The sequence below is a fragment of the Streptomyces seoulensis genome, from assembly GCF_004328625.1.
Taxonomy (GTDB): domain Bacteria; phylum Actinomycetota; class Actinomycetes; order Streptomycetales; family Streptomycetaceae; genus Streptomyces; species Streptomyces seoulensis.
Map to the genome: position 1 here is coordinate 2,742,004 of NZ_CP032229.1, position 23,419 is coordinate 2,765,422.

Sequence of the window (23,419 nt, forward strand, 5' to 3'; positions counted from 1 at the left end):
GGATGCATCCGATCACGCAACGTCATCAGAAGTTGTCCACAAGCACTCCCCGATCATCGGTTCGTCGTACGACCGCACAAGTCCACGACCCGGAGGAGTCGTCTCATCCGACGGACACGGCTTCGTCCGGTTTCGCGCACCCGATACGCTCCGACTCGTGGCCGACATCGAGATCCCCGCTGACATCAAGCCCGCCGACGGACGTTTCGGCGCTGGCCCCTCCAAGGTGCGGACGGAGGCGCTCGCCGCGCTCGCGGCGACCGGCAGTTCCCTGCTGGGCACCTCCCACCGGCAGGCCCCGGTCAAGAACCTGGTGGGCCAGGTCCGCGAAGGCATCAGCTCCCTGTTCTCCCTCCCGGACGGCTACGAGGTCGTCCTCGGCAACGGCGGCTCCACCGCTTTCTGGGACATCGCCACCCACGGGCTGATCGAGAACAAGTCCCAGCACCTCAACTTCGGAGAGTTCTCCTCAAAGTTCGCCAAGGCCGCCAAGCTCGCCCCCTGGCTGGCAGAGCCGACCGTCATCGCCTCCGACCCCGGCACCCACCCCGAGCCGAGTGCCGAGGCGGGCGTGGACGTGTACGCGTTCACGCACAACGAGACCTCCACCGGTGTCGCCATGCCGATCAAGCGCGTGGCCGGGGGCGACGAGGGTTCGCTCGTCCTGGTGGACGCCACCTCCGGCGCGGGCGGCCTCCCGGTCGACGTCTCCGAGACGGACGTCTACTACTTCGCCCCGCAGAAGTCCTTCGCCTCCGACGGCGGCCTGTGGATCGGCGTGTTCTCCCCGGCCGCCATCGAGCGCGCCGAGCGTGTCCACGCGTCCGGCCGGCACGTCCCGGAGTTCTTCAGCCTGCCCACGGCGATCGACAACTCCCGCAAGAACCAGACGTACAACACCCCGGCGCTCGCCACGCTCTTCCTGCTCAACGAGCAGCTCGAGTGGCTGAACGGGCAGGGCGGTCTGGACTTCGCCACCGGCCGCACCAAGGACTCCTCGACCCGGCTGTACACCTGGGCGGAGGAGTCGAAGTACGCCACGCCGTTCGTCACCGACCCGGCCAAGCGGTCGCAGGTCATCGGCACGATCGACTTCGCCGACGAGATCGACGCGGCCGCGGTCGCCAAGGCGCTGCGCGCCAACGGCATCGTGGACACCGAGCCGTACCGCAAGCTCGGCCGCAACCAGCTCCGCGTCGCCATGTTCCCGGCGATCGACCCGGCCGACGTCGAGGCGCTCACCAAGTGCGTCGACTATGTCATCGAGCGGATCTGAAACCTGTAGATCAGCGTGAGAAGGGGCGCCCGGTGGTGGACCGGGCGCCCCTTGTCCGTTCCCCGCGCCTACTTCTTGCGCCGCATCATCCGCATGCCGAAAACGGCGGCCGCGCCGAGGGCGAGGAGGACGGCGCCGGTCTTGAGGCCGCCCCCGCCGGTCTTCTCCCCCGAGGCCGAACTCCCGCCGGTGGACGGTGACTTGGAGGCCACCGCGCCACCCTCGGGCGCGTCCACCGCTCGCACCTGGCTCTGCGCGCCCTCGCTGCCGTACATCAGCTTGGTGCCGTCGGCGGAGTAGCTGACGGACTCGCCCTGTCCCTGGAGGGGCACGTTCAGCCGGTCCAGCTTCTTGATCCGGCCGCCGTCGAAGTCATAGGAGATTCCGCCGAAGTAGCCGCGTACGGCGAGCTGTCGGCCGTTCGGCGAGAAGGCGGCGTCGGTGGCCCACAGGTCGACGGGGGCGACCGGGCGGAAGAGGTTCGTACCCGAGGACGTCAGCTGGGCGGGGCCCTCGTACAGGTGCCCGCCGTCCTCGTTCTTGTCGATGATGTAGACGCGGCCGGTCTTGGGGTGGACCACCAGCGACTCGGCGTCCCGGGGGCCGTCGGAGTACTTCACGACGTACTGCGTGGCCGTGACCGTCTGGTCCTTGAGGATCTTCGGCTCGGGCAGACGGTAGATCCAGACATAGGGCCAGCGGCCGTGGAAGTTGTCCCCGATGTCGCCGACGTAGATCTGGTCGTCCGGCCCGATGGAGATCGCCTCCACGTCGCGCGGGGCGCCGATGCCGCGCAGGGTGAGCGTGGCGACGGTCTTTCCGGTGCGGCTGTCGACGGCGTAGAGGTAGGGGCCGTCGTCGCTGTCGTTGTGCGTCCAGTAGACGCCCGGGTGCAGGTGGGAGGCGGCCAGGCCGCTGGACTCGGTGATCCTGGGGTCCTCGATGGTGAACCCCCGGTCCCCGTCCGCGGCATGGGCGGGCAGGGCGCAGGCACCCGCGAGCAGGGCCCCGGCAAGCAGGGCGAACGGTCGGCGCATGGTCCAAGACTGCCACCCGGCGCGGGCGTCGCGCGGGGGTGGTCGGCCTCACATCGGCCCCGGATGCGGGCCCGTACCGCGATCCGCCATCATGAGCGGATGCTCAGGTTCATGCCCGTAGGTGACTCCATGACGATCGGGAGCGCGGGCGAACACACGTGGCGTTACCGGCTGTGGCAGCACCTGCGGGGCACATACGGCGGCCCGTTCCAGATCGTCGGCCCCCGCGAGACGCTGTACGACCAGGCCACCGGGGAGCCCGACTCCTACGAGTACGCCGACCCCGACTTCCCCCGCGCCCACCTCGCCGGCTGGGGCGAGGGCTGGCAGCACATGGCTCCGCTGATCGGGGAGGCGGTGCGGGCGCACCGGGCCGACGTGCTGCTGGTCTCCCTCGGGCTGATCGACCTGGGCTTCTACACCAACGCGGAGCAGACGGTCGACAACGTGTGGGCGTTCGTCTCGGCGGCCCGTGAGGCGCGTCCGCGCGTACGCATGGTGCTCCTGCCGGTCATCCCGAACATACGCGCCCAGGAGGACGGCCCCTTCGCCGAACAGGTCGCCCTTTTCAACACCCTCCTCGCCAAGACCGCCGCCGACCTCGACGAACCCCGTTCACCGCTGCTCCTGGCCTCGTCGCCGGAGGGCTGGGACATCCACACGGACACCTACGACGGCACCCACCCCAACGCGAGCGGCGAGCACCGGATCGCGGGGGCGTTCGCGGGGGCGATGTACGAGGCGTGGGGGCTGGGGGAGCCGTACGTGGCCTGATCGTGTCGACGTGATCCTGGCGTTGCCGGGTGGCTGTGCGTTTCGTTCAACACCGTCGCCTTCGGAGGGGACGTCGACCTCACCGGCACGTCGGTCGACCTCCTCCTCAAGACCCAGGACTTCCCCCGCGACTGACCCCACCGCTTGCCTAGAGCGCGCTCCAAGACGTTGGCTAGGTGGGCATGGAGTACACGCAGCTTGGACGTACGGGTCTGAAGGTCAGCCGGCTGGTGCTGGGGACCATGAACTTCGGGCCGCAGACCGACGAGGCGGACAGCCACGCGATCATGGACGCGGCGCTGGACGCGGGCATCAACTACTTCGACACCGCGAACGTGTACGGCTGGGGCGAGAACAAGGGCCGTACCGAGGAGATCATCGGAACCTGGTTCGCAAAGGGCGGCGAGCGGCGGGAGAAAACCGTCCTGGCCACCAAGGTTTACGGGAACATGGGCGCAGAAGGCGACGTCTGGCCCAACTACGACAAGCTCTCCGCGCTGAACATCCGCCGCGCGGTGGACGCCAGCCTGAAGCGGCTGCAGACCGACTACATCGACATCTACCAGTTCCACCACATCGACCGGAACACCCCGTTCGAGGAGATCTGGCAGGCGGTCGACGTCCTGGTCACCCAGGGCAAGATCCTCTACGCCGGTTCCTCCAACTTCCCCGGCTACAAGATCGCCCAGGCCAACGAGACGGCCCTGCGCCGGGGCAACACCCTCGGCCTGGTCAGCGAGCAGTGCCTGTACAACCTCGCCGAGCGCCGCGCCGAGATGGAGGTCATCCCGGCCGCCCAGGACTACGGGCTCGGCGTCATCCCCTGGTCGCCGCTGCACGGCGGTCTGCTGGGCGGGGTCATCCGCAAGGAGGCCGAGCGCGGTCGCCGTGCCTCCGGCCGCGCCGCCGACGCCCTCGCGGACACGGCCACGCGCAACCGGATCGAGGCGTACGAGGAGCTGCTCGCCAAGCACGGCCTGGAGCCCGGCGAGGTCGCGCTCGCCTGGCTGCTGACCCGGCCCGGCGTCACCGGCCCGATCGTCGGCCCGCGCACCGGGGAGCAGCTCGCCTCGGCGCTGCGCGCGGTGGAGCTGAAGCTGAGCGAGGAGCTGCTGACCAGCCTGGACGAGATCTTCCCCGGTCCGGGCCCCGCCCCGGAGGCGTTCGCCTGGTAGCGGCGAGCACGTAGCGGCAAGCGCCTGGCGGCAAACGAAAGGCCGCTCCGTGCGGATTTCCCGCGGAGCGGCCTTGGGCAGCAGCCGTCAGTGGACGGCCGCCGCCACGGCGACGACCACCAGCATCAGCACGAGCGCACCGGCCATGATCCGGTTCCGGATTTTCGGTTCCACGACGACGAGCCTAACGGGCCGCGCCCAGTGCCCAGCGGGCGACCGGGGCGTACCGGGGCTGCTCACCGGGCACGCCGGACGCCGGCAGGTGACTGCGGACGAGGACCAGTTCGCCCACCGTCCAGGCGGTACCGGCGAATTCGGCGAGGGCGTCGACGTAGGGCCGTAGCGCGGTGTCGCCCTTGCCCCGGGCCAGTGTGAGATGCGCCCGGTAGTGCCGGTGCTCCTCGCCGCCCGCCCCGGCCCGGCGTCCGGCCGCCTGAGCCCGCTCGGCGAGTCTGCCCAGCGCGGGGAGTTCTCCGCAGGCCCCGGCCCACAGCGCCCTGTCCCGGCCGAAGCTGCCGCCTCCTGCGAGGGCCAGCGGGAACGGTGTGCTCCGCGCGGCCGCGCGCTCCAGACGGCGCTCCAGCTCGGGCACGGTCTCCTCCGGGACCTCGCCGTAGAAGGCGAGCGTGAAGTGCCAGCCGTCGGGCTGGGTCCAGCGCAGCGTGTCGGCCCCGGCGAGCCGCCGCAGTGCCCGTACCTCCCGGCCCAGCTCCGCCACGGCCCCCGGGGGCGGCAGCACGGCGGCGAAGAGTCTCATCCCCTCACGATCCCAGACGGGTACGCTGCGGCGCCGTGACCGACGACCTCGAGTTGGCGACAGCGGCCGCCCTGGCCGGCGCGGAAGTGGTGCGCGCGGGCTACGGCAAGGATCTGGCCCGGACCGACAAGGGCGGCGGGGACTTCGCCACGGCGGCCGACGTGGCGGCCGAGCGGGCCGTCCTGGACGTCATCCGCGCGGCCCGGCCGGACGACGCGGTGCTCGGCGAGGAGGGCGGCCGGCAGGGCGCCCCCGACACCGGGCGCCTCTGGCTCGTGGACCCCCTGTGCGGCACCCTCGACTACGCCGTGGGCCACCGGCTCGTCGCCGTCAACGTGGCCCTCCGCGACGGCCCGGCGGCCGTGGCGGACCCCTTCACCGGCGAGGTCTTCCGCACCGACGGCGAGACGGCCTGGCGTCGCCACGAGGGCACCGACACCCCCCTGCGCCCCTCGGCGGCGACCGCCCTGGTGGACGTCAACCTGGACCCGCCCTTCCCGAGCGCCCCCGCCTTCCGCGCCGCGGACCTCCTTGCGCACCCGGTGTTCGTGGCGCGCTTCCGCCCCCGGGTGGTCTCCACGACCCTGGCCCTGACGTGGGTGGCGGTGGGCCGCCGAGCCGCCTACGTCACCGACGGCACCGGCCTCTGCGACAGCGTCCACTTCGCGGCCGGTACCGCCCTGTGCCGGGCGGCGGGCTGCGTGGTCACCGGGCTCGACGGCACGCCACCGGGCCCGGACACCCGGGGCCTGGTGGCAGCGGCGGACGCGAAGACACACAGCCTGTTGATGAAGCTGATCCGCGACGAGCCCTGACCCACGCCTCACGCCGTCGGCGTCAGCTCCTCGCTCCCCCTGGGCACGAACCGCAGTTGCGGGCCCCGGTGCCAGCTCAGCCTCAGCCGGAGATCCCCCGCGCGGGCCAGGAACAGCCCGATGACGGCGGCAGCGGCGGCCGAGACCACGCCACCCGCGACGAAGCCGAAGCGGGCGCCGTACGTGTCGGTCACCCAGCCCACGAGCGGGGCGCCGAGCGGGGTGCCGCCCATGAAGACCATCATGAAGAGGGACATCACGCGCCCCCGCATGGCCGGGTCGGTGGACATCTGGACGGCGGTGTTGGCGGTGACGTTGACCGTGAGGCCGAAGGCGCCGATGGGCACCATGAGGAGCGCGAACAGCCAGTAGGAGGGCGCCAGCGCCGCCACGATCTCCACCGTGCCGAAGGCCAGCGCGGCCGCGACCAGCACCCGGAACCGGGCCGTACCGCGCCGCGCGGCGAGCAGGGCGCCGATCAGGGAGCCGACCGCCATCAGGGTGTTGAACAGGCTGTACGCACCGGCACCGGCGTGGAACACGTCGTCGGCGAAGGCGGTGAGCCACACGGGGAAGTTGAAGCCGAAGGTGCCGATGAAGCCGACGAGCACGATCGGCCAGATCAGCTCCGGCCGCCCGGCGACATGCCGCAGCCCCTCCCGGAGCTGGCCCTTGCCGCGCGGGGCACGGTCGACGGAGTGCAGCTCACGGGTGCGCATGAGCAGCAACCCGCCGATGGGCGCGACGAAGGACAGCCCGTTGGCGAGGAACGCCCACCCGGTGCCCACCCCGGTGATCATCAGACCGGCGACGGCCGGACCGACCAGCCGCGCGGACTGGAAGTTGGCCGAATTCAGACTGACCGCGTTCTGGAGCTGGCCGGGGCCGACCATCTCCGAGACGAAGGACTGCCGGGCCGGGTTGTCCACGACCGTGGCGAGACCGACCGCGAAGGCGGCCACGTACACGTGCCAGACCTGGACGTGTCCGGAGAGGGTGAGGGCGGCCAGCGCGAGGCCGGTGAGGGCCATCGCGGACTGGGTGAACAGCAGCGCGGGCCGCTTGGGCAGCCGGTCGACGAGGACACCGCCGTAGAGGCCGAACAGCAGCATCGGCAGGAACTGGAGGGCGGTGGTGATGCCGACGGCCGCCGAGGAGCCGGTGAGGCTCAGCACCAGCCAGTCCTGGGCGATGCGCTGCATCCAGGTGCCGGTGTTGGAGACGACCTGCCCGGCGAAGAACAGCCGGTAGTTCCGGACCTTCAGCGAGCTGAACATCGAGGCTCTGCCGACGGCCGGGGTAGTAGGTGCCGGTGCGGGGACGGAAGCTGCTCCGGGTCCCGTACTCAAAAGTTCGCCTCCTGAAGCGATGCCGTGGCTACAGTTGCGCGAGCTTCTCCAGGACGGGGGCGGCGGCGCGCAGGGTCGCCCACTCGTCCTCGTCGAGGCCCTCGACCAGGCCGGCCAGGAACGCGTTGCGTTTGCGGCGGCTCTCGACGAGCATCGCCTCGGCCTGTTCGGTCCGGGTGACGACCTTCTGGCGCCGGTCCTCGGGATGCGGCTCGAGCCGGACCAGGCCCTTGGCCTCCAGGAGCGCGACGATGCGGGTCATCGAGGGCGGCTGGACGTGCTCCTTGCGCGCCAGCTCGCCCGGGGTGGCCTGTCCGCAGTTGGACAGCGTGCCCAGGACCGACATCTCGGTGGGGCTCAGCGACTCGTCGACCCGCTGGTGCTTGAGTCGACGGGACAGCCGCATCACGGCGGAGCGGAGGGAGTTCACGGCGGCCACGTCGTCGCCGTGGGTGAGGTCCGACATGTCTTTAGCCTAACTCATTACTCTCACTAAGGAACACCACCCCGCACGGCACGCCTGGTGATGTCCGCCACTGTGTTCAATCGTCACCCGTACGAGTGAGTCGGTTCCGAAAAGTGACCCATCGGGTGGCGGGATGTGGCGACCCTCGTACGCATGGGGACCAGTGTGCTCAGCCTGCGGATGGACGGGGAGCTGCTAGAGAGGCTCCGGGAACGCGCGGCCAGGAGGGGAATGAGCGTGCAGGACTATGTGATCCGCACGCTCGTCAGGGACGACTTCGACGAGCGGTTCCAGACCGCCGTCGACGAGACCGAGAAGTTCTACGGGGTCACATGAGACTCATGTGACCCCGCAGAAGACCTCAGCCGCGCCCCGGTCAGGTCAGACCGAGGGCCGGCATCAGGTAGTAGAAGCCGAAGACGGCCGCGACCACGTACATCGCCACCGGGACCTCCCGGCCGCGCCCGGCGGCCAGGCGGAGGACCACGAAGGTGATGAAGCCCATGCCGATGCCGTTGGTGATCGAGTAGGTGAACGGCATCATCACCATGGTCACGAAGGCCGGGATGGCGATGGTGAAGTCGGCCCAGTCGATCTCCCGGATCGAGCCCGCCAGGATCAGGAAGCCGACCGCGAGCAGCGCGGGGGTGGCGGCCTGGGACGGCACCATGGTGGCGACCGGGGTGAGGAACAGCGAGACGCCGAACAGCGCGCCGGTGACGACGTTGGCGAGACCCGTACGGGCGCCCTCGCCGACGCCCGCCGTGGACTCCACGAAGCAGGTGGTGGCCGAGGAGGAGCTGGCGCCGCCCGCCGCGACCGCGAGGCCGTCGATCAGCAGGACCTTGTTGATGCCCGGCATCTGGCCCTGGGCGTCGGTCAGCTTGGCCTCGTCGCTGACGCCCATGATCGTGCCCATGGCGTCGAAGAAGCAGGACAGCAGGACGGTGAAGACGAAGAGGACGCCGGTCAGCACGCCGACCTTGCCGAAGCCGCCGAACAGGCTGACCTTGCCGATCAGCCCGAAGTCCGGGGTGGCGACCGGGTTGCCCGGCCACTTCGGGGTGGTCAGGCCCCAGGACGGCACCTTGGCGACCAGGTTGATGATCACCGCGAGGACGGTCATCGCCACGATGGAGATCAGGATCGCGCCCGGCACCTTGCGGACGATCAGCGCGAGGGTGAGCAGGACACCGAGCACGAAGACCAGGACCGGCCAGCCGGTGAGGTGGCCGCCGGTGCCGAGCTGGAGCGGGACGGTGGTCTGGGCGATGTCCGGGATACGGGTGACGAAGCCGGAGTCGACCAGGCCGATCAGCATGATGAACAGGCCGATACCGATGGCGATGGCCTTGCGCAGCCCGTAGGGCACCGCGTTCATCACGCGCTCGCGCAGACCGGTGGCGACCAGCAGCATCACCACGAAGCCGGCGAGCACCACCATGCCCATCGCGTCCGGCCACGACATGCGCGGCGCGAGCTGGAGCGCGACGACCGTGTTGACGCCGAGCCCGGCCGCGAGCGCGATCGGGACGTTGCCGATCACGCCCATGAGGAGGGTGGTGAAGGCGGCGGTGAGCGCGGTGGCCGTGACGAGCTGGCCGTTGTCCAGATGGTGCCCGTACATGTCCTTGGCGCTGCCGAGGATGATCGGGTTCAGGACGATGATGTACGCCATCGCGAAGAACGTGGCGAAACCGCCCCGGATCTCCCGGGCGACGGAGCTGCCGCGCTCGGAGATCTTGAAGTAGCGGTCGACGGCGCTCTGGGAGGGCTTTCCGCCTGGCTGTTCGGGGGAAGGAGCCTGGGCCGTGGCCGAGGTGGGCATGCGAGTCCTCTTCACCATTCAGGGTTCCCCCGAGCCCCTTTGGAGTTTCGTACGAACAGAAACAGTCAAAGACAAACCGCTTCAGTATGAACGTATGAAGCCTAGATCGCTATCTCCGCGCGTAGATATTCACCGAATGTCCCTGGGGCAGCGGACTGCCGGGCGCGGCATGGCGCCTCGTAAGCTGTGCCCATGACGAAGTGGACCCCCCAGCACGAAGCGCCGGAGCCCCTGGAGGGTCCCGTGGTCGCCACCATCACCGGCGGCACGATCGTCTGGTTCGTCCTCTTCCTGGTCCAGCTCCCCTTCTACGGCTGGTTCGAGGACCACGGCCACCTGTGGTGGGTGTGGACCTGCCTGGCCGGGGCCGGCCTCGGCCTGATCGGCATCTGGTACGTGCGCGGGCGGGACGCCGCGATCAAGCGGGCCGCAGCCGAGCGGGAGACCGTCCCCGCCGAGTGACCTCCGGGTCGTGCGGGACCTCTGGACGGGAATGCGGGTTTCGTGTTGTCATGCCCACTGCTGTCCGATGACAACGTTGTACTGCGCGCGCCCAAAGCGCTGACAACGTTGTCCTGAACCACCCCTGAGCAACTCCGGCCCACCACCTCAGAGGTTTCTGCATGACATGGACACGGCATATCGGCCGCTTCATGGCCGGGACGCTGGCGGCGACCGCGCTGCTGGCCACCCCCGCCCACGCGCAGGCCGACCCGCCCGCCCGGCTGACCGGCCTCGTCAACCCGTTCATCGGCACCCAGAACGAGGGCAACACCTATCCCGGCGCGGCGGTGCCGTTCGGCATGGTGCAGCTCTCCCCCGACACCGGCCACAACACCGGCTACGACTACGCCCAGGACCACATCCGGGGCTTCTCCCTGGTCCACCTCTCCGGCGTCGGCTGCGGCCTCGGCGGTGACCTCCCGGTGCTGCCCACCACGGGTGACGTCACCACCACCGACTACGCGAAGTACGCCGCGAAGTTCAGCCACGACGACGAGTCCGCGAGCCCCGGCTACTACCGCGTCGGCCTGGACTCCGGCATCGAGGCCGAGCTGACCGCGACCGCCCGCACCGGCGTGCAGCGCTACACCTTCCCGGCCACCGACAAGGCCAACGTCCTGCTGAACGCGGGCCAGTCGCTGCACACCAAGGTCGCCACCGACGTCGAGATCCTGGACGACCACACCGTGCGCACCAGGCTCACCGGCCGCGGCTTCTGCCAGGACACGGTCCCCTACACGCTCTACACGGTCACCCGTTTCGACCGCCCCTTCACCGCCCACGGCACCTGGACCGGGTCCACCCTCAGCGACGGCGCGAAGACCGGTGCGGACGGCGCCTACCTGCGGTTCGACACCCGGAAGGACCGCACGGTCGAGGCCACCACCGCGCTGTCCTACGTGGACGCGCGGGGCGCGCTCGGCAATCTGCGCGCCGAGGGCGGCCGGTCCTTCGACGCGGTGCGCGGCGCGGCCCAGCGGGCCTGGGAGGACCGGCTGGGCGACGTGCGGGTGCGCGGCGGGAGCGACACGCTGCGCCGGACCTTCTACTCCTCGCTGTACCGGTCGTTCCTCGCGCCGAACATCGGCAGCGACACCGACGGCCGCTACACCGGCTGGGACCAGAAGATCCACCGCACCCAGGGCTTCACCTACTACCAGAACTGGTCGCTCTGGGACACCTACCGCACCCAGTCCCAGCTGCTCTCGCTGCTCGCGCCGCGTGAGGCGCGGGACATGGCGATCTCGGTGATCCGGATCGACGAGGAGAGCGGCTGGCTGCCCAAGTGGGGGTACGGCACGGTCGAGACCAACATCATGACCGGCGACCCGGTCACGCCGTTCCTCACCAACGCCTATCAGCAGGGGCTGTTGCACGGCTGGGAGGACCGGGCCTACAGGGCGCTGAAGAAGAACGCGGACGGCGTGCCGCCCGCCGACTCGCCGGCCGTGGGCCGGGAGGCCAACCGGGAGTACCTCGCCGACGGCTTCGCCCCCTACGTCAAGGACCGCCCGCACGCCAAGCCCGGCGACTCGGACTACGACCACGGGGCGTCGGCCACGCTGGAGTACGCGCTGTCGGACGCGATGCTGTCCCGGATGGCCCGCGACCTCGGACACCGAGCGGACGCGGACCGGTACGCGGCGCGGGCACGGAACTACCGGAAGATCTTCGACCCCTCGACCGGCTTCTTCCGCGCCCGTGACGCCTCCGGCGCCTTCACCGGGCCGGCCGACCCGGCCAAGAGCGAGGGCTTCCACGAGGGCACGTCCTGGCAGTACCAGTGGCTCGTACCGCAGGACCTGCCCGGCATGGTGGACCTGATCGGCGGCAAGCAGGCGGCCAACGACCGGCTCGACTCCTTCTTCGCCTACGGGCAGTTGACCGAGGACCCGGCGAAGACCGCCCGCGAGGTGTGGGTGAACGGGCCGTACGACTACTACAACGCGGACAAGTACAACCCGCAGAACGAGCCCGACCTGATCGCGCCCTACACCTATCTGTCCACCGGGCAGCCGTGGAAGACGACGGACGTGGTGCATGCCGCGCTGACCCTGTTCACGGACGGGCCGACCGGGATGACCGGCAACGACGATCTGGGCACGATGTCCGCCTGGAACGTGCTGTCGTCCATCGGCGTCTTCCCGGTCCAGCCCGGCTACGACACCTGGGGCCTGTCCACCCCGGTGTTCGACCGGGTCGACCTCACCCTGGACCGCCGGTACTACCCGCACGGCGCGCTCACCATCACCGCGCCGGGCACCTCGGCGGACACCCGCTATGTCCGGTCGGCGCGGCTGGACGGCGCCGCGTACGGGCGGACGTATCTGACCACCGGGGCGCTGCGGGCGCACCGTTCGCTGTCCTTCACCGTCGGGCCGGCGCCCTCCTCATGGGGCACCGGGGCCGACGCGGGACCGCCCGCGCTGGGCTGATCCGGGGCCTGCTCCGGGGCTTGATCAGGGGCGCCCCCGAGACCTTCTCGGGGGCGCCCCTGGCGTTACCCGGAGATCGGTCCGCCCGGCAGGTGAAGCGGGGATTCGGCACGTAACGTCGGATGCATGACGAATGTCGACGCGGGTGCCGGACTGGACCCCGTGCACCCGGTCGCGCCGCCCACCACCGGGCCGGCGGGCCTGACCCGCGCGGAGGTCGCGGAGCGGGTGGCACGGGGGGAGGTCAACGACGTCCCGGTGCGCAGCAGCCGCTCGCTGGGCGAGATCGTGCGGGCGAACGTGTTCACCCGGTTCAACGCGATCATCGGTGTGCTGTGGGTGGTGACGCTGTTCGTCGCGCCGATCCAGGACAGCCTGTTCGGGTTCGTGATCCTCGCCAACACCGGGATCGGGATCGTGCAGGAGTGGCGGGCGAAGAAGACGCTGGACTCGCTCGCGGTGATCGGGGAGTCCCGGCCGACCGTGCGCCGGGACGGCCGGGCGGTCCAGGTGCCGACCAGCGAGATCGTGCTGGGCGACCTGGTGGAGATCGGGCCCGGCGACAAGATCGTGGTGGACGGGGTGTGCGCCGAGGCCGACGGTCTGGAGGTGGACGAGTCCCTGCTGACCGGCGAGGCCGACCCGGTGGTCAAGCATCCCGGCGAGCCGGTGATGTCGGGCAGCTTCGTGGTCGCGGGCGGCGGGGCCTTCCAGGCGACCAAGGTGGGCCGGGAGGCGTACGCGGCCCAACTGGCCGAGGAGGCTTCCCGGTTCACGCTGGTCCACTCCGAGCTGCGGTCCGGGATCTCGACCATCCTGAAGTACGTGACCTGGATGATGGTCCCGGCCGCGCTCGGCCTGATCGTCACCCAGCTCGTGGTGAAGAGCAACGACTTCAAGGGCTCGGTGGCCCGGACCATCGGCGGGATCATCCCGATGGTCCCGGAGGGGCTGGTGCTGCTGACCTCGGTGGCCTTCGCGATCGGGGTGATCCGGCTGGGGCGACAGCAGTGCCTGGTGCAGGAGCTGCCCGCGATCGAGGGCCTGGCCCGGGTGGACACCGTCTGCCTGGACAAGACCGGCACGCTCACCGAGGGCGGCATGGACGTGACCGGCCTGAAACCGCTGAACGGGGCGGACGAGGGCCGGGTGCGGGAGGTGCTGGCCGCGCTCGGGGCGTCCGATCCGCGTCCCAACGCCTCGCTCCAGGCCATCATCGACGCCTATCCGGACGGCCACGGCGGGGACCGGCGCCCGGTGAGCACGCTGCCGTTCTCCTCGGCCCGCAAGTACAGCGGGGCCGCGTTCGAGGAGGGGGACGGGAAGGTGGCCGGATGGCTGCTGGGCGCCCCTGACGTGCTGCTGGCCCCCGACGACCCCGCGCTGGCGGAGACCGGCCGGCTGAACGAGCAGGGGCTGCGGGTGCTGCTGCTGGCCCGCGCCGCCCGTGACCTGGACGGTCCCGACCCGGCGCGCGGGGCCCGGCCGGTGGCCCTGGTGGTGCTGGAGCAACGGCTGCGCCCGGACGCGGCAAAGACCCTGCGCTACTTCGCCGACCAGGACGTGCAGGCCAAGGTGATCTCCGGGGACAACGCGGTGTCGGTGGGCGCGGTCGCGCACAAGCTGGGGCTGTCCGGGAAGGCGGTGGACGCGCGGAAGCTGCCCGCGGACCCGGCCGGCCTGGCCGTGGCGGTGGACCGGGCCACGGTGTTCGGGCGGGTCACCCCGCAGCAGAAGCGGGAGATGGTCGGCGCGCTCCAGTCCGAGGGCCGTACCGTCGCGATGACCGGCGACGGGGTGAACGACGTCCTGGCCCTGAAGGACGCCGACATCGGCGTCTCGATGGGCTCGGGCTCGGAGGCCACGCGCGCGGTGGCGCAGATCGTGCTGTTGAACAACAGCTTCGCCACGCTGCCCTCGGTGGTCGCGGAGGGCCGCCGGGTGATCGGCAACATCACGCGGGTGGCGACGCTGTTCCTGGTCAAGACGGTGTACTCGGTGCTGCTGGCGCTGCTGGTGGTGTGCTGGCAGGTGGAGTACCCGTTCCTGCCCCGGCATCTGACGCTGCTGTCCACGCTCACCATCGGCGTCCCGGCGTTCTTCCTGGCGCTGGCGCCGAACAAGGAGCGGGCGCGGCCGCACTTCGTGCGCCGGGTGATGCGGTACTCGATACCGGGCGGGCTGCTGGCCGGGGTGGCGACCTTCGTGACGTATCTGCTGGCCCGGCACCACTACACGGGCGCGGGCGCGCTGTCCGCCGAGACCAGCGCGGCCACGCTGACCCTGTTCCTGATATCGATGTGGGTCCTCGCCATCGTCGCCCGCCCCTACACCTGGTGGCGGGTGGCCCTGGTGGCCGCGATGGGCGTCGCCTTCCTCTTCGTCCTCACCGTCCCCTGGCTCCAGGACTTCTTCGCCCTGCGCCTGGTCGGCAACGTCATGCCGTGGACGGCGGTCGGAGTGGCGGTGGTGGCGGCGGCCGCCCTGGAACTCGTGTGGCGATGGGTCGGCCGCCGCTTCCCGGTGTGAGGGTCACCCCACGGCGGGGGTTACTGCACGTCGACCGCGTCGCCGCCGGAGGTGACGGCCGCCGTGGTGGAGACGCCGGCGTAGACGTAGCGGAAGGCGCCGTCGACCGAGGCGGTGACGGTGGTCTTCAGCTTGCCGTTGGCGTCCGTCTTGACGGTCTTGAGGGTGCTCCAGGTGGTGGAGCCCTTCTTGGCGAACTGGAGCTGCACGGACTGCGCCCCGTAGCCGTAGTACTTGTTGTAGTCCCAGCTCGCGCGGGTCAGGGTGCCGGTGACCGTGATGGTCTTGCCCTTCTTGACCGGCTCGGGCGAGGCGTCCGTGGTGAGCTTGGAGTAGCGCAGCAGGCTGGTGGTGCCCATGCCGCCCTGGTCCTTGAAGCCGACCTTGCTGTAGTCCGGCTTGGAGGGGTTCTGGCCGTTGAAGGCGGTCGCCTCGGCGGCCAGGGACCACTTGCCGGCGTCGGCGGCGGTCAGGTCGCCGTCGGACGGGTAGACGTCGATGGTGCCGGTGCAGGTCAGCGTGGTGCTGGTGACGACCTTGCAGGTGGCGAAGTCGTCGCCCTCGACCGTGGCGGACGGGTCCGCGAAGGAGCCTCGGTAGAGGTAGGCGTCGCTGTAGAAGTCGGCGGCGGTCGCCTTGACGTCCGTGCCGTGGGTCAGCGTGTACGAGTAGGTGGTGCTGACCTTGCTGGTGGTACCGACCTTGATCGACGAGGCGATCTTCAGGTTCGAGAAGCTGACGTTCATCGTGTACGGCGTGGCCGGTGCGGCGTGCGCGGCCGGAGCGGCGAAGGCGGCGAGAGCCAGGGCGCCGGTGACGGCGGCCACGGTGGCACGTATGCGCATGTGCGTTTCCCTCTGGGGGAGAAGTGATCGGGGAGTCGGTCGACTCGGGTGATCAGATCCGTGAGAGGTCCGCACGGTTGTACGGGCGGGGTGTTCCTTGACCGGAATTTGCCTACTCATTGCCTGGTCAGGAGCCCGCCCGTACACCGCTCACCACTCGCGGACTAGCGCACGTCGACGAAGTCGGCGGTCGAGTCGATCGCCGGGGTGGTCGAGGTGCCGGCGAAGCTGTAGCGGAAGTAGCCGTCGACGGAGGCCTTGACGGTGGTCTTCAGGTTGCCCTTGGAGTCCGTCTTGACCGTCTTCAGCGTGGTGTAGGCGCTGGCGCCCTTCTTCTTGAACTGAAGCTTCACGGACTGCGAGGTGTAGCCGTGGTAGCGGGAGTCGTCCCAGTTCGCGCGGGTCAGCGCGCCGGTGACGGTGATGGTCTTGCCCTTCTTCACCGGCTCCGGGGAGGCGTTGACCGTCTGGCGGGAGTAGCGCTGGAGCTTGTTGGAGGCGGCCTTGTCCTTGACCGCGACGCCGACCTTGCTCAGGTCCTGCGGGTCGAACGGGTCCTGGCCGTTGAAGGCGACGGCGAAGGCCGCGGTCTTCCAGGTGGCCGCGTCCTCGTTGAAGAGGAAGATCGGGTCGATCTCGACGGTGGCCTTGCAGGAGGCGACGGTCGCCGACGTCGCGGTGCAGACGGCCGGGTCGCTGTCGATCTCGTTGTCGCCGTAGTCGAACGACGTACCCCGGTACAGCGCGAGGCCCGTGACGAAGTCGGGGGCGTCGATGTCGACGTCCACGCCGTGCGTCAGCGTGTAGGACACCGGGACCCGGACCACGTTCGTGGTGCCGACGACGATGTTCTTGCCGCTCTTGACGTTCACCTTCGAGAAGGTGACGTCCATGTCGTACGGCGTGCCCTGGGTCCTGACACCGAAGCCCTTGACGCCGTGGGAGGCGTGCAGGACCTTGCTCGCGACCGACTTCTCGGAGGAGGCCACGGGGTGACCGGCGGCCTGTGCGGCCGGGACGGCGAGGGCGGAGAGGGCCAGGGCGCCGGTCACGGCGGCCACGGAAGCGCGAATACGCATGTGCGTTCCCCTGCGTTGTGGAGGGTGGGACCCCCCTGAACGTGTGAGCCTGTTGGCTCACACGATCAGACGTGCGACACGAGGGGACGGTTGTACGGGAATCGAAGATTCTGCGACCAACCTGTGAAGCCCCAGCTCAGGCGGCGTATTTCAGTCGAACCAACGGTCCCGGGCCAGTTCCTCCGTGCGGGACGGGTCCTCCAGCAGAGCGGCCACCTCGAAGCGCCGGGGCCACTGGCCGGCGGCCCAGGCGAGACCGGCGGCGACGCCTTCCAGGGTGGCCGCGTGGAGGACACCGTCGTCGGTGAGACGCCAGTCGATCTCGACGCCGTCCACGAGGAGTTCGTCGTGCTCGACATAGCCGGCCGGGGCCCCCGGCCCGAGCAACGCCCGCACGGCGTCCGGGACTTCATGCTCGGCCCCCTCGGAGTCCACCGCACCGGTGACGGACTCGCTCAGCCGCCGCACCTGGAACAGCTCGGCCAACGAGCCGGCCAGGGACGGCCGTACGGGGAGCAGCGGCACTCCGGAGGTGAAGGGCAGCAGGTCGGGCGAGTCGACGACCACCGCGTCCCGCGCGTCCACCACGACCGCGAGCCCGTCGCGTACCGCGCGCAGTTCGTCGGGGAGGGTCACCTGCTCCGGGTCCAGGTCGGCCAACGCGCTGTACAGACCGTGCAGTTGGACCGGGGTCACCGGCCGGTCGGGGTCGGCGAGCCGGTCGAGGAGTTCGGCGGCGCCGCCCGGCTCGTCCAGCAGCGCGGCCACCGAGGTGCGCACCCCGAGGGCGCGGAGCACCTGCTCGTCGTGGAAGCCGGTGGCGTCCGCCTCGTCGTACAGGCCGCGCAGCAGTGGGTCGCCGCCCGCGGCCAGCAGGCCCGCCGGGCGGCGGCCGTCGAGCACCGGGTGCCCGCGCAGCCACCAGGCGGTGTAGGGCCGTACGACCTCGTGGGTGCCGTCCGGGAGGAGGACACGGACCGGCTGGACGAGGGCGTCGCGCAGCGGGGGCTGGGCGAGCAGGGCGAGGGCCTCGGGCCAGCGGTCGTCGTCCACCAGGTCCAGGTCGCGCACGGCGACGAGTTCGGTGGCGACCGGCGGCACGGGGCTGTCCGGGAAGCGGTCGAGGATGTCCTCGGACCACACGTCCACCGCGTCCAGCAGCCCGGCGTCGTCGGGTTCGGCGAAGTCGCTGTCGCGGGGCTCCAGTTCGTCCGGGTCGAGGACCACGTCGGTGGCGCGGACCAGCGCGAAGTCGGCCAGCACCCCACAGGCGGCCAGCGGCTGGGCCCCCCACTTCGCGGCCAGCTCGGCGTCGACGGCGGCGAGTTCGCCGTCGCGGATCACCCGGGCGAACGGGCTGCCCGGCAGGACCAGTTCACCGGCGGGGGCCAGTTCGCCGTCCTCGTCGGGCAGCGCGAGCGCGCCGAGCCAGGGCTCGTCACCGGGCTCCAGGTTCGCGTCGCGCACCAACGCCAGCACGGTGTCGGCGAGTTCGTCGGCGCCGGGGGCGTCCTCCTCCCACATCGCCCCGCCGTCGTCGTCCAGCGAGGCGGCGACGGCGGCGCGGACCTGCGGGGTGGTGAGCACCGCGCGCGGGGTGGCGGGCAGCGCGCCGAGCTTCTCCAGCAGCGGGTGGGCGGCGTCCGCGTGGGCCATCTTCAGGCCGAGCCGGCCCAGCACCTCGGCGTCCGGCGCGCCGGCGTCCGGGGCGGGCAGCAGCACCTGGCGGGGGCCGATCGTGGTCCGGCCGGTCCCGGCGAGCGGCACGGGCAGCCCGGACAGCCGCTCGGGGTCGACCCCGGCGAGGCTGTCGTAGAGCCGCCACCACCACTCGGGCTCCTTCTCCAGACCGGCGAGCCGGTCCACGGCGTCGGCCAGCGGCAGCCGGGCCACGCCGAGCGCGCGCAGCTCCGGGCGGCGTTCCAGACCGGCGGGCAGCAGGGTCGGCAGCACCTCGGCGAGGACGCGCACGGTGTCCGCGCCCGCGCCCTCCACGATCTCGGCGTCCCGGGGGCGCAGCGCCTCGGGCAGTTCGTCGTCGCCGTGCGGGGGCAGCGCCGGGGGCAGGAACGCGGTGCGCGGCAGCCGGTCCAGCACGGCCTGGCGGAGCGCGCCGTCCAGCTCGCCCTTGCCGAGCGGGCCGGGGACGAGGCCGATGGCGCCCTCGGTCACCGGGCGCCAGCCGGAGAGGAGTTCGGTGTAGGCGTCGGCCGCGCGCTCCACCAGGAAGTCGGTGAGCGGGCCGGGCGCGGCGTGCCGCCGGGTGGTGTCCAGCGGGAAGGACGCGATGAGCACGCCGGGGAAGCCGAGGGGTTCGTCGCTGGGGGTGGGGGCGTGCAGCACGGGCGCGGTGCGGGGGCCTACCGGGCGGCCCTCGCCGTCCTCGGGCACGGCCCAGGTGACCGACCAGTGCGGGCGCAGCCGTTCCTCGACCGGGCGGTCCGCGAGGAGGGCGGCGTCGAGCGGGCCGTGGGCTGCGACGGTGCGCCAGCGGGTGGTGCCGTCGCGGGAGTCGTCCACGACGGTGACGGCGTCCTCGGTGCTGCGGCGCAGGGTGCGCGGCTCGCGGCCCTCGACCTCGACGACGACCTCTTCGAGGCCGGGCAGGGCGAGCAGCAGCGAGTCGTCCACGGCGTCCAGCAGCCGCTCGGCCAGCGAGGCGGCGGCCGCGTCGCGCAGCGGCAGGATGACGGCGGTGTCGTACGGGTCCGGCGCGGTGCCCTCGGCCGCGAACGGCAGCCGGAGCAGCGGGACGTGGCCGTCGCGGCGGCGCACCTCGTCTCCCAGGCCGGGGCTGTGCCGGGAGGTCTCCCCGGTCAGCTCGCGGGCCTCGGCCAGCGACCAGCGGACCCCGCCGTGCCGGCCGACCAGCGCGGGTTCGTCGGTCACGGAGAGCACGGCTGCGAAGCCGACGCCGAACCGGCCGACGGTGGCGTGCTCGTCGTACCGCTCCCGCTTGGCGGAGGCGCGCAGGGTGGACAGCGACTCGACTCCGGCGGCGTCCAGGGGCGCGCCGGTGTTGGCGGCGATCAGCACACCGCCCTTGAGGGTGAGCCGGAGCCGTCCGGGCGTGTCCGCGCGGGCGGCGGCGTCGGCGGCGTTCTGGGCCAGCTCCACCACGAGCCGGTCGCGGTAGCCGCCGAGGACGAGGTCCTCCTCGGCGTTGGCGTCCTCACGGAACCGGGCGGGGCTGGTGGCCCAGGCGTCGAGGACACCGCGGCGGAGCCGGGCGGTGCCGAAGGGGTCGGCGCCCTCGGCCGCCGGCCGCACGTACTTGCTCACGGTCACTCTCCATCATCGACGTGAGTCTTGAAGGTACAGCGACCTGACGGCCCGTCCCGCGCGGCGTACGTGCGGGCGGGCGGGCCCGTCGTTTCGTTACGAGTGGCCCAGTTCCGCCGTTTCGGCGTCGCCCTCGGCCGGGACCGAGCCGGAGTCGGCGGCGGGCCGGAGCGGGAACGGGTCGACCTGCGTCTCGTCCACCACGGGCAGCGGCGGGCGGGGCGGGGTCGGCATGACGGCGGCCTCGGAGTGGGCGCCGCAGCCGTAGGCGAGGGAGACCACGCGGCCGTCGGCCGGGGAGAACTCGTTGCCGCAGACGCCGAACGCCTGGCCCAGCGAGCCGCCGATCGGGGCGAGGAAACCGCAGGTCGCGCAGGTGGCCGGGGCGGCCTGGGCCATCGCGGTCTTCGGACCGAACGCCTCCTCCCAGCGGTCGGCGGCGACATGCAGGCCGTAGCGGGACAGCACGCGGGCGCGGCGCATGCCCAGTTCCTCGGCGACCGAGGTGATCGAGCCGCGCGCGGGCGGCCCTGCCTGGACGGCGGGGCCGCCGGCGGTGACCTCGGCGTCCTCACGCTCGGCCACCTCCGTCAGACCCCCGGCCAGCGCGGAGTTCGGCGGCGGCTCCTCCTCGCCGGAGAAACCGGGCTCCAGGCGCAGGTCCTCCTCGTCGGTGGGCAGGAGGTCGCCGGGGCCGAGGTCGCCGGGGCGCAGCCGCTCGCTCCAGGGCACCCACTCGGGGGCGAGGAGGGCGTCGCGGCCGGGCAGCAGCACGACCTCGTCCAGGGTGACGATCTTGGCGCGGGAGGCGCGGGCGACGGTGGCGGCCCAGCGCCAGCCCCTGTAGCCCGGTTCCTTGCACTCGAAGAAGTGGGTGACCACTCGGTCACCCTCCGACACCACGCCGATGTGCTCACCGACGACGCCGGGAGCGGCCGCCTCCTCCGCTGCGGTGCGGGCGAGGTCGACCGCCTCGGCGCACAGGCGGTCAGGGGTGCGGCTTCGCGTGGTCGCTGCGCTCACAGGTATCGCTTCTCTCCTACGCCGTCTACGAGTGCGGATGCACTCCGGCGGTGAAGCGGACGGAGCGGACCTGTGGGCCGCATCGACGTCCGCGTCCGATCACGCGCGGGCGCACCTCTGCCATCCATTCTGCGTTATGGCTGAGATACGCACGCTACCCCGTCGCCCGTGGTGGGGGACAGTCCGCGGCCACCCGGCGGGTTCCGAAGCGATGGATCTTCACGGGTCCGGGTCGACTCGCTTGGCCGCAAACCGCCCATCGGACGGCCACTCGGGGCACTATGAAGCACGTGGCAGCCACGGACAGGGGGCGCGGTGGCGGCGGTTCGGGCCGCGTCGGCGGTGTCGTCCGCTCCGTCGGCCGTGCCCTGCATCTGCCAGTGACCGGCACGGCGCGCGGCATCCGGAGGGTCACCCACGCGCACGGGGCGGGCGAGTCGGGGCTCGGCAAACTGATCGAGCTGCACGCGGTGAACGGTGCCGGGGACGTCATGATCACCGTGGCGCTGGCCTCCACGGTCTTCTTCTCGGTGCCGACCGACGAGGCCCGTGGCCGGGTCGCGCTCTACCTCGCCATCACCATGGCGCCCTTCACCGTCCTCGCCCCCGTCATCGGCCCGCTGCTGGACCGGCTCCCGCACGGGCGGCGGGCCGCGATGGCGGGCGCGATGCTGGCCCGCGCGCTGCTGGCGCTGGTGCTGTCGGGGGCGGTGGCGAGCGGCGGCCTGGAGCTGTATCCGGCCGCGCTCGGGGTGCTGGTGGCGTCCAAGGCGTACGGGGTGGTGCGCAGCGCGGTCGTGCCCCGGCTGCTGCCGCCCGCGTTCTCCCTGGTCAAGGCCAACTCACGGGTCACGCTGGCCGGGCTGCTGGCCACCGGGGTGGCGGCGCCGATCGGGGCGGGGCTCCAGACGGTCGGGGACCCCTGGCCGCTGTACGGGGCTTTTGTCATCTTCGTGGCGGGTACGTTCCTGTCCTTCTCACTGCCGCGCACGGTGGACTCGGCCAAGGGCGAGGACACGGCGCTGCTCGCGGCGGACGAACGGCATCTGCACGGGGCCCAGCGGCGCCAGCAGGGCAAGCGGCCGGGGCTGCGGACGGTCGGGCCCGCCGTGACCCACGCGCTGGGCGCCAACGCGGCGCTGCGCTGCCTCTCCGGGTTCCTGATCTTCTTCCTGGCGTTCCTGCTGCGCGAGCACCCGCTGGCCGGGGAGAGCGCGGCCGTCTCGCTGGGCATCGTCGGCGTGGCGGCGGGCGCGGGCAACGCGCTGGGTACGGCGGTGGGGGCGTGGCTGCGCTCCAAGGCGCCCGAGATCATCATCGTGACGGTGGTCGCCGTGGCGCTCGGGGTCGCCGTGGTCGCGGCGGTGTTCTTCGGCGCCGTCCTGGTGGCCTGCCTGGCCGCCGTCGCCGGTTTCGCCCAGGCCCTCGGCAAGCTCTCCCTGGACGCCCTGATCCAGCGGGACGTCCCCGAGGCCGTCCGCAGCTCGGCCTTCGCCCGCTCCGAGACCATCCTCCAGATGGCCTGGGTCTTCGGCGGCGCGGTGGGCATCGTCATGCCCCTCAACGGCACCGTCGGCCTGGCGGTGGCCGCCGCCCTGGTGGCCCTGGGCTGGCTGACCACCCTCAGGGGCCTGCTGGCGGCGGCCCGGCACGGGGGCCGGACCCGGCCACGCGTCGCCTGACGGAGCGGACGTGTCGTACCCCACGTGGACTCCCCGCGCGGGGGGCCCGATAGCCTTCGGCCATGACCTCGCTGCAATCCGCCCCGCGACGCCGCCGGGCGCTCGCCGCCGCCGGTGCCGTTTTTGCCGGACTGCTCGCTCTTTCGGCCTGTGACAAGCCGACGCCCGTCTCCACCGTCACCGTCGGGGACAACTCGGTCAGCTCCGAGGCGCTCTGCTACAACGGCGACAAGACGCTGACCGCCAAGTCCCTCGCGGAGTGCGCGAAGAAGGCCGGCGACGAGAAGACGATCACGGTGGACCCGGACGGCGACACCGTGCGTGTCGGCGTCGACCCGAAGATCGCGGACGCGGGCTGGGTCCTGCTGGTCAACGGCCGCCAGTTCACCGACGTCAGCAAGAAGACGTACTCCACCATCCCGGGCAGCGCGTTCTTCAACGCGCAGTACGGCACCCAGGGCACCACCAACACGCTGTCCATCCAGATGGGCACCGGGTCGTCGGCCAAGGGTCTGTGGAGCTACAAGCTCAAGAAGGCGACCTCCTGACGGAGGCTTCCGATC

Annotated in this window: 19 protein-coding genes; 10 read left to right on the forward strand and 9 right to left on the reverse strand. The window is 71.6% G+C overall.

Going from position 1 to position 23,419, the window contains the following annotated elements:
* Positions 1-157 precede the first annotated feature (157 nt).
* Positions 158-1,276 carry a phosphoserine transaminase gene (gene serC, locus D0Z67_RS12665; RefSeq protein WP_031184087.1) on the forward strand — a complete coding sequence of 373 codons (1,119 nt, stop codon included), beginning with the start codon at positions 158-160 and terminating at the stop codon, positions 1,274-1,276.
* Between the two features lie 68 nt (positions 1,277-1,344).
* Here the strand turns inward: serC and D0Z67_RS12670 are convergent, their stop codons facing one another.
* The gene (locus D0Z67_RS12670) at positions 1,345-2,313 is read right to left on the reverse strand and encodes a WD40 repeat domain-containing protein (RefSeq protein ID WP_031184086.1); all 969 of its coding nucleotides are present in this window, start codon (positions 2,311-2,313) and stop codon (positions 1,345-1,347) included.
* A gap of 99 nt (positions 2,314-2,412) precedes the next feature.
* On the opposite strand from D0Z67_RS12670, the gene D0Z67_RS12675 reads away from it, so the two are divergent.
* The gene (locus D0Z67_RS12675; RefSeq protein WP_031184085.1) at positions 2,413-3,087 is read left to right on the forward strand and encodes a GDSL-type esterase/lipase family protein; all 675 of its coding nucleotides are present in this window, start codon (positions 2,413-2,415) and stop codon (positions 3,085-3,087) included.
* A gap of 182 nt (positions 3,088-3,269) precedes the next feature.
* The gene (locus tag D0Z67_RS12685; RefSeq protein WP_031184084.1) at positions 3,270-4,262 is read left to right on the forward strand and encodes an aldo/keto reductase; all 993 of its coding nucleotides are present in this window, start codon (positions 3,270-3,272) and stop codon (positions 4,260-4,262) included.
* 184 nt (positions 4,263-4,446) lie between these two features.
* Here D0Z67_RS12685 and thpR read toward each other — a convergent pair whose 3' ends face one another.
* Positions 4,447-5,019 (reverse strand): RNA 2',3'-cyclic phosphodiesterase, encoded by a 573-nt coding sequence (thpR, locus tag D0Z67_RS12690; RefSeq protein WP_031184083.1) that lies wholly within the window; start codon positions 5,017-5,019, stop codon positions 4,447-4,449.
* Positions 5,020-5,054: 35 nt separating this feature from the next.
* Between thpR and D0Z67_RS12695 the strand changes: the two genes are divergently transcribed.
* Positions 5,055-5,834, forward strand: a complete 780-nt coding sequence (locus D0Z67_RS12695; protein ID WP_031184082.1) for an inositol monophosphatase family protein — start codon at positions 5,055-5,057, stop codon at positions 5,832-5,834.
* An 8-nt stretch (positions 5,835-5,842) separates the two neighbouring features.
* On the opposite strand, the gene D0Z67_RS12700 is transcribed toward D0Z67_RS12695, so the two are convergent.
* Positions 5,843-7,111, reverse strand: a complete 1,269-nt coding sequence (locus D0Z67_RS12700; RefSeq protein ID WP_031184081.1) for an MFS transporter — start codon at positions 7,109-7,111, stop codon at positions 5,843-5,845.
* A gap of 100 nt (positions 7,112-7,211) precedes the next feature.
* The gene (locus D0Z67_RS12705; protein WP_030804715.1) at positions 7,212-7,649 is read right to left on the reverse strand and encodes a MarR family winged helix-turn-helix transcriptional regulator; all 438 of its coding nucleotides are present in this window, start codon (positions 7,647-7,649) and stop codon (positions 7,212-7,214) included.
* Between the two features lie 153 nt (positions 7,650-7,802).
* Between D0Z67_RS12705 and D0Z67_RS12710 the strand changes: the two genes are divergently transcribed.
* On the forward strand, positions 7,803-7,985 hold the full coding sequence (locus D0Z67_RS12710) for a ribbon-helix-helix protein, CopG family (protein ID WP_030804711.1): 183 nt from the start codon (positions 7,803-7,805) through the stop codon (positions 7,983-7,985).
* 40 nt (positions 7,986-8,025) lie between these two features.
* On the opposite strand, the gene D0Z67_RS12715 is transcribed toward D0Z67_RS12710, so the two are convergent.
* Positions 8,026-9,477, reverse strand: coding sequence for an NCS2 family permease (locus D0Z67_RS12715; RefSeq protein WP_031184080.1), 1,452 nt, complete (start codon positions 9,475-9,477; stop codon positions 8,026-8,028).
* Positions 9,478-9,669: 192 nt separating this feature from the next.
* On the opposite strand from D0Z67_RS12715, the gene D0Z67_RS12720 reads away from it, so the two are divergent.
* The 3 genes from D0Z67_RS12720 to D0Z67_RS12730 all read left to right on the forward strand — a co-directional run bounded on the left by D0Z67_RS12720 (position 9,670) and on the right by D0Z67_RS12730 (position 14,945).
* Positions 9,670-9,939 (forward strand): DUF2530 domain-containing protein, encoded by a 270-nt coding sequence (locus D0Z67_RS12720; RefSeq protein WP_031184079.1) that lies wholly within the window; start codon positions 9,670-9,672, stop codon positions 9,937-9,939.
* A gap of 161 nt (positions 9,940-10,100) precedes the next feature.
* Positions 10,101-12,416: a GH92 family glycosyl hydrolase gene (locus D0Z67_RS12725; RefSeq protein WP_131589643.1), complete on the forward strand. Its 2,316-nt coding sequence runs from the start codon at positions 10,101-10,103 to the stop codon at positions 12,414-12,416.
* Positions 12,417-12,542: 126 nt separating this feature from the next.
* The gene (locus D0Z67_RS12730) at positions 12,543-14,945 is read left to right on the forward strand and encodes an HAD-IC family P-type ATPase (protein WP_031184078.1); all 2,403 of its coding nucleotides are present in this window, start codon (positions 12,543-12,545) and stop codon (positions 14,943-14,945) included.
* Between the two features lie 20 nt (positions 14,946-14,965).
* Here the strand turns inward: D0Z67_RS12730 and D0Z67_RS12735 are convergent, their stop codons facing one another.
* The 4 genes from D0Z67_RS12735 to D0Z67_RS12750 all read right to left on the reverse strand — a co-directional run bounded on the left by D0Z67_RS12735 (position 14,966) and on the right by D0Z67_RS12750 (position 21,174).
* The gene (locus tag D0Z67_RS12735) at positions 14,966-15,790 is read right to left on the reverse strand and encodes a hypothetical protein (protein WP_031184077.1); all 825 of its coding nucleotides are present in this window, start codon (positions 15,788-15,790) and stop codon (positions 14,966-14,968) included.
* Positions 15,791-15,954: 164 nt separating this feature from the next.
* On the reverse strand, positions 15,955-16,869 hold the full coding sequence (locus tag D0Z67_RS12740) for a hypothetical protein (protein ID WP_031184076.1): 915 nt from the start codon (positions 16,867-16,869) through the stop codon (positions 15,955-15,957).
* Positions 16,870-17,019: 150 nt separating this feature from the next.
* On the reverse strand, positions 17,020-20,151 hold the full coding sequence (locus D0Z67_RS12745) for a sacsin N-terminal ATP-binding-like domain-containing protein (protein WP_031184075.1): 3,132 nt from the start codon (positions 20,149-20,151) through the stop codon (positions 17,020-17,022).
* Between the two features lie 96 nt (positions 20,152-20,247).
* Positions 20,248-21,174 (reverse strand): DUF3027 domain-containing protein, encoded by a 927-nt coding sequence (locus D0Z67_RS12750; RefSeq protein ID WP_031184074.1) that lies wholly within the window; start codon positions 21,172-21,174, stop codon positions 20,248-20,250.
* Positions 21,175-21,455: 281 nt separating this feature from the next.
* Here D0Z67_RS12750 and D0Z67_RS12755 point away from each other — a divergent pair, with 281 nt between their 5' ends.
* Positions 21,456-22,856 carry an MFS transporter gene (locus D0Z67_RS12755; RefSeq protein WP_051888209.1) on the forward strand — a complete coding sequence of 467 codons (1,401 nt, stop codon included), beginning with the start codon at positions 21,456-21,458 and terminating at the stop codon, positions 22,854-22,856.
* Positions 22,857-22,918: 62 nt separating this feature from the next.
* Positions 22,919-23,404 carry a hypothetical protein gene (locus tag D0Z67_RS12760; protein WP_031184072.1) on the forward strand — a complete coding sequence of 162 codons (486 nt, stop codon included), beginning with the start codon at positions 22,919-22,921 and terminating at the stop codon, positions 23,402-23,404.
* Positions 23,405-23,419 lie beyond the last annotated feature (15 nt).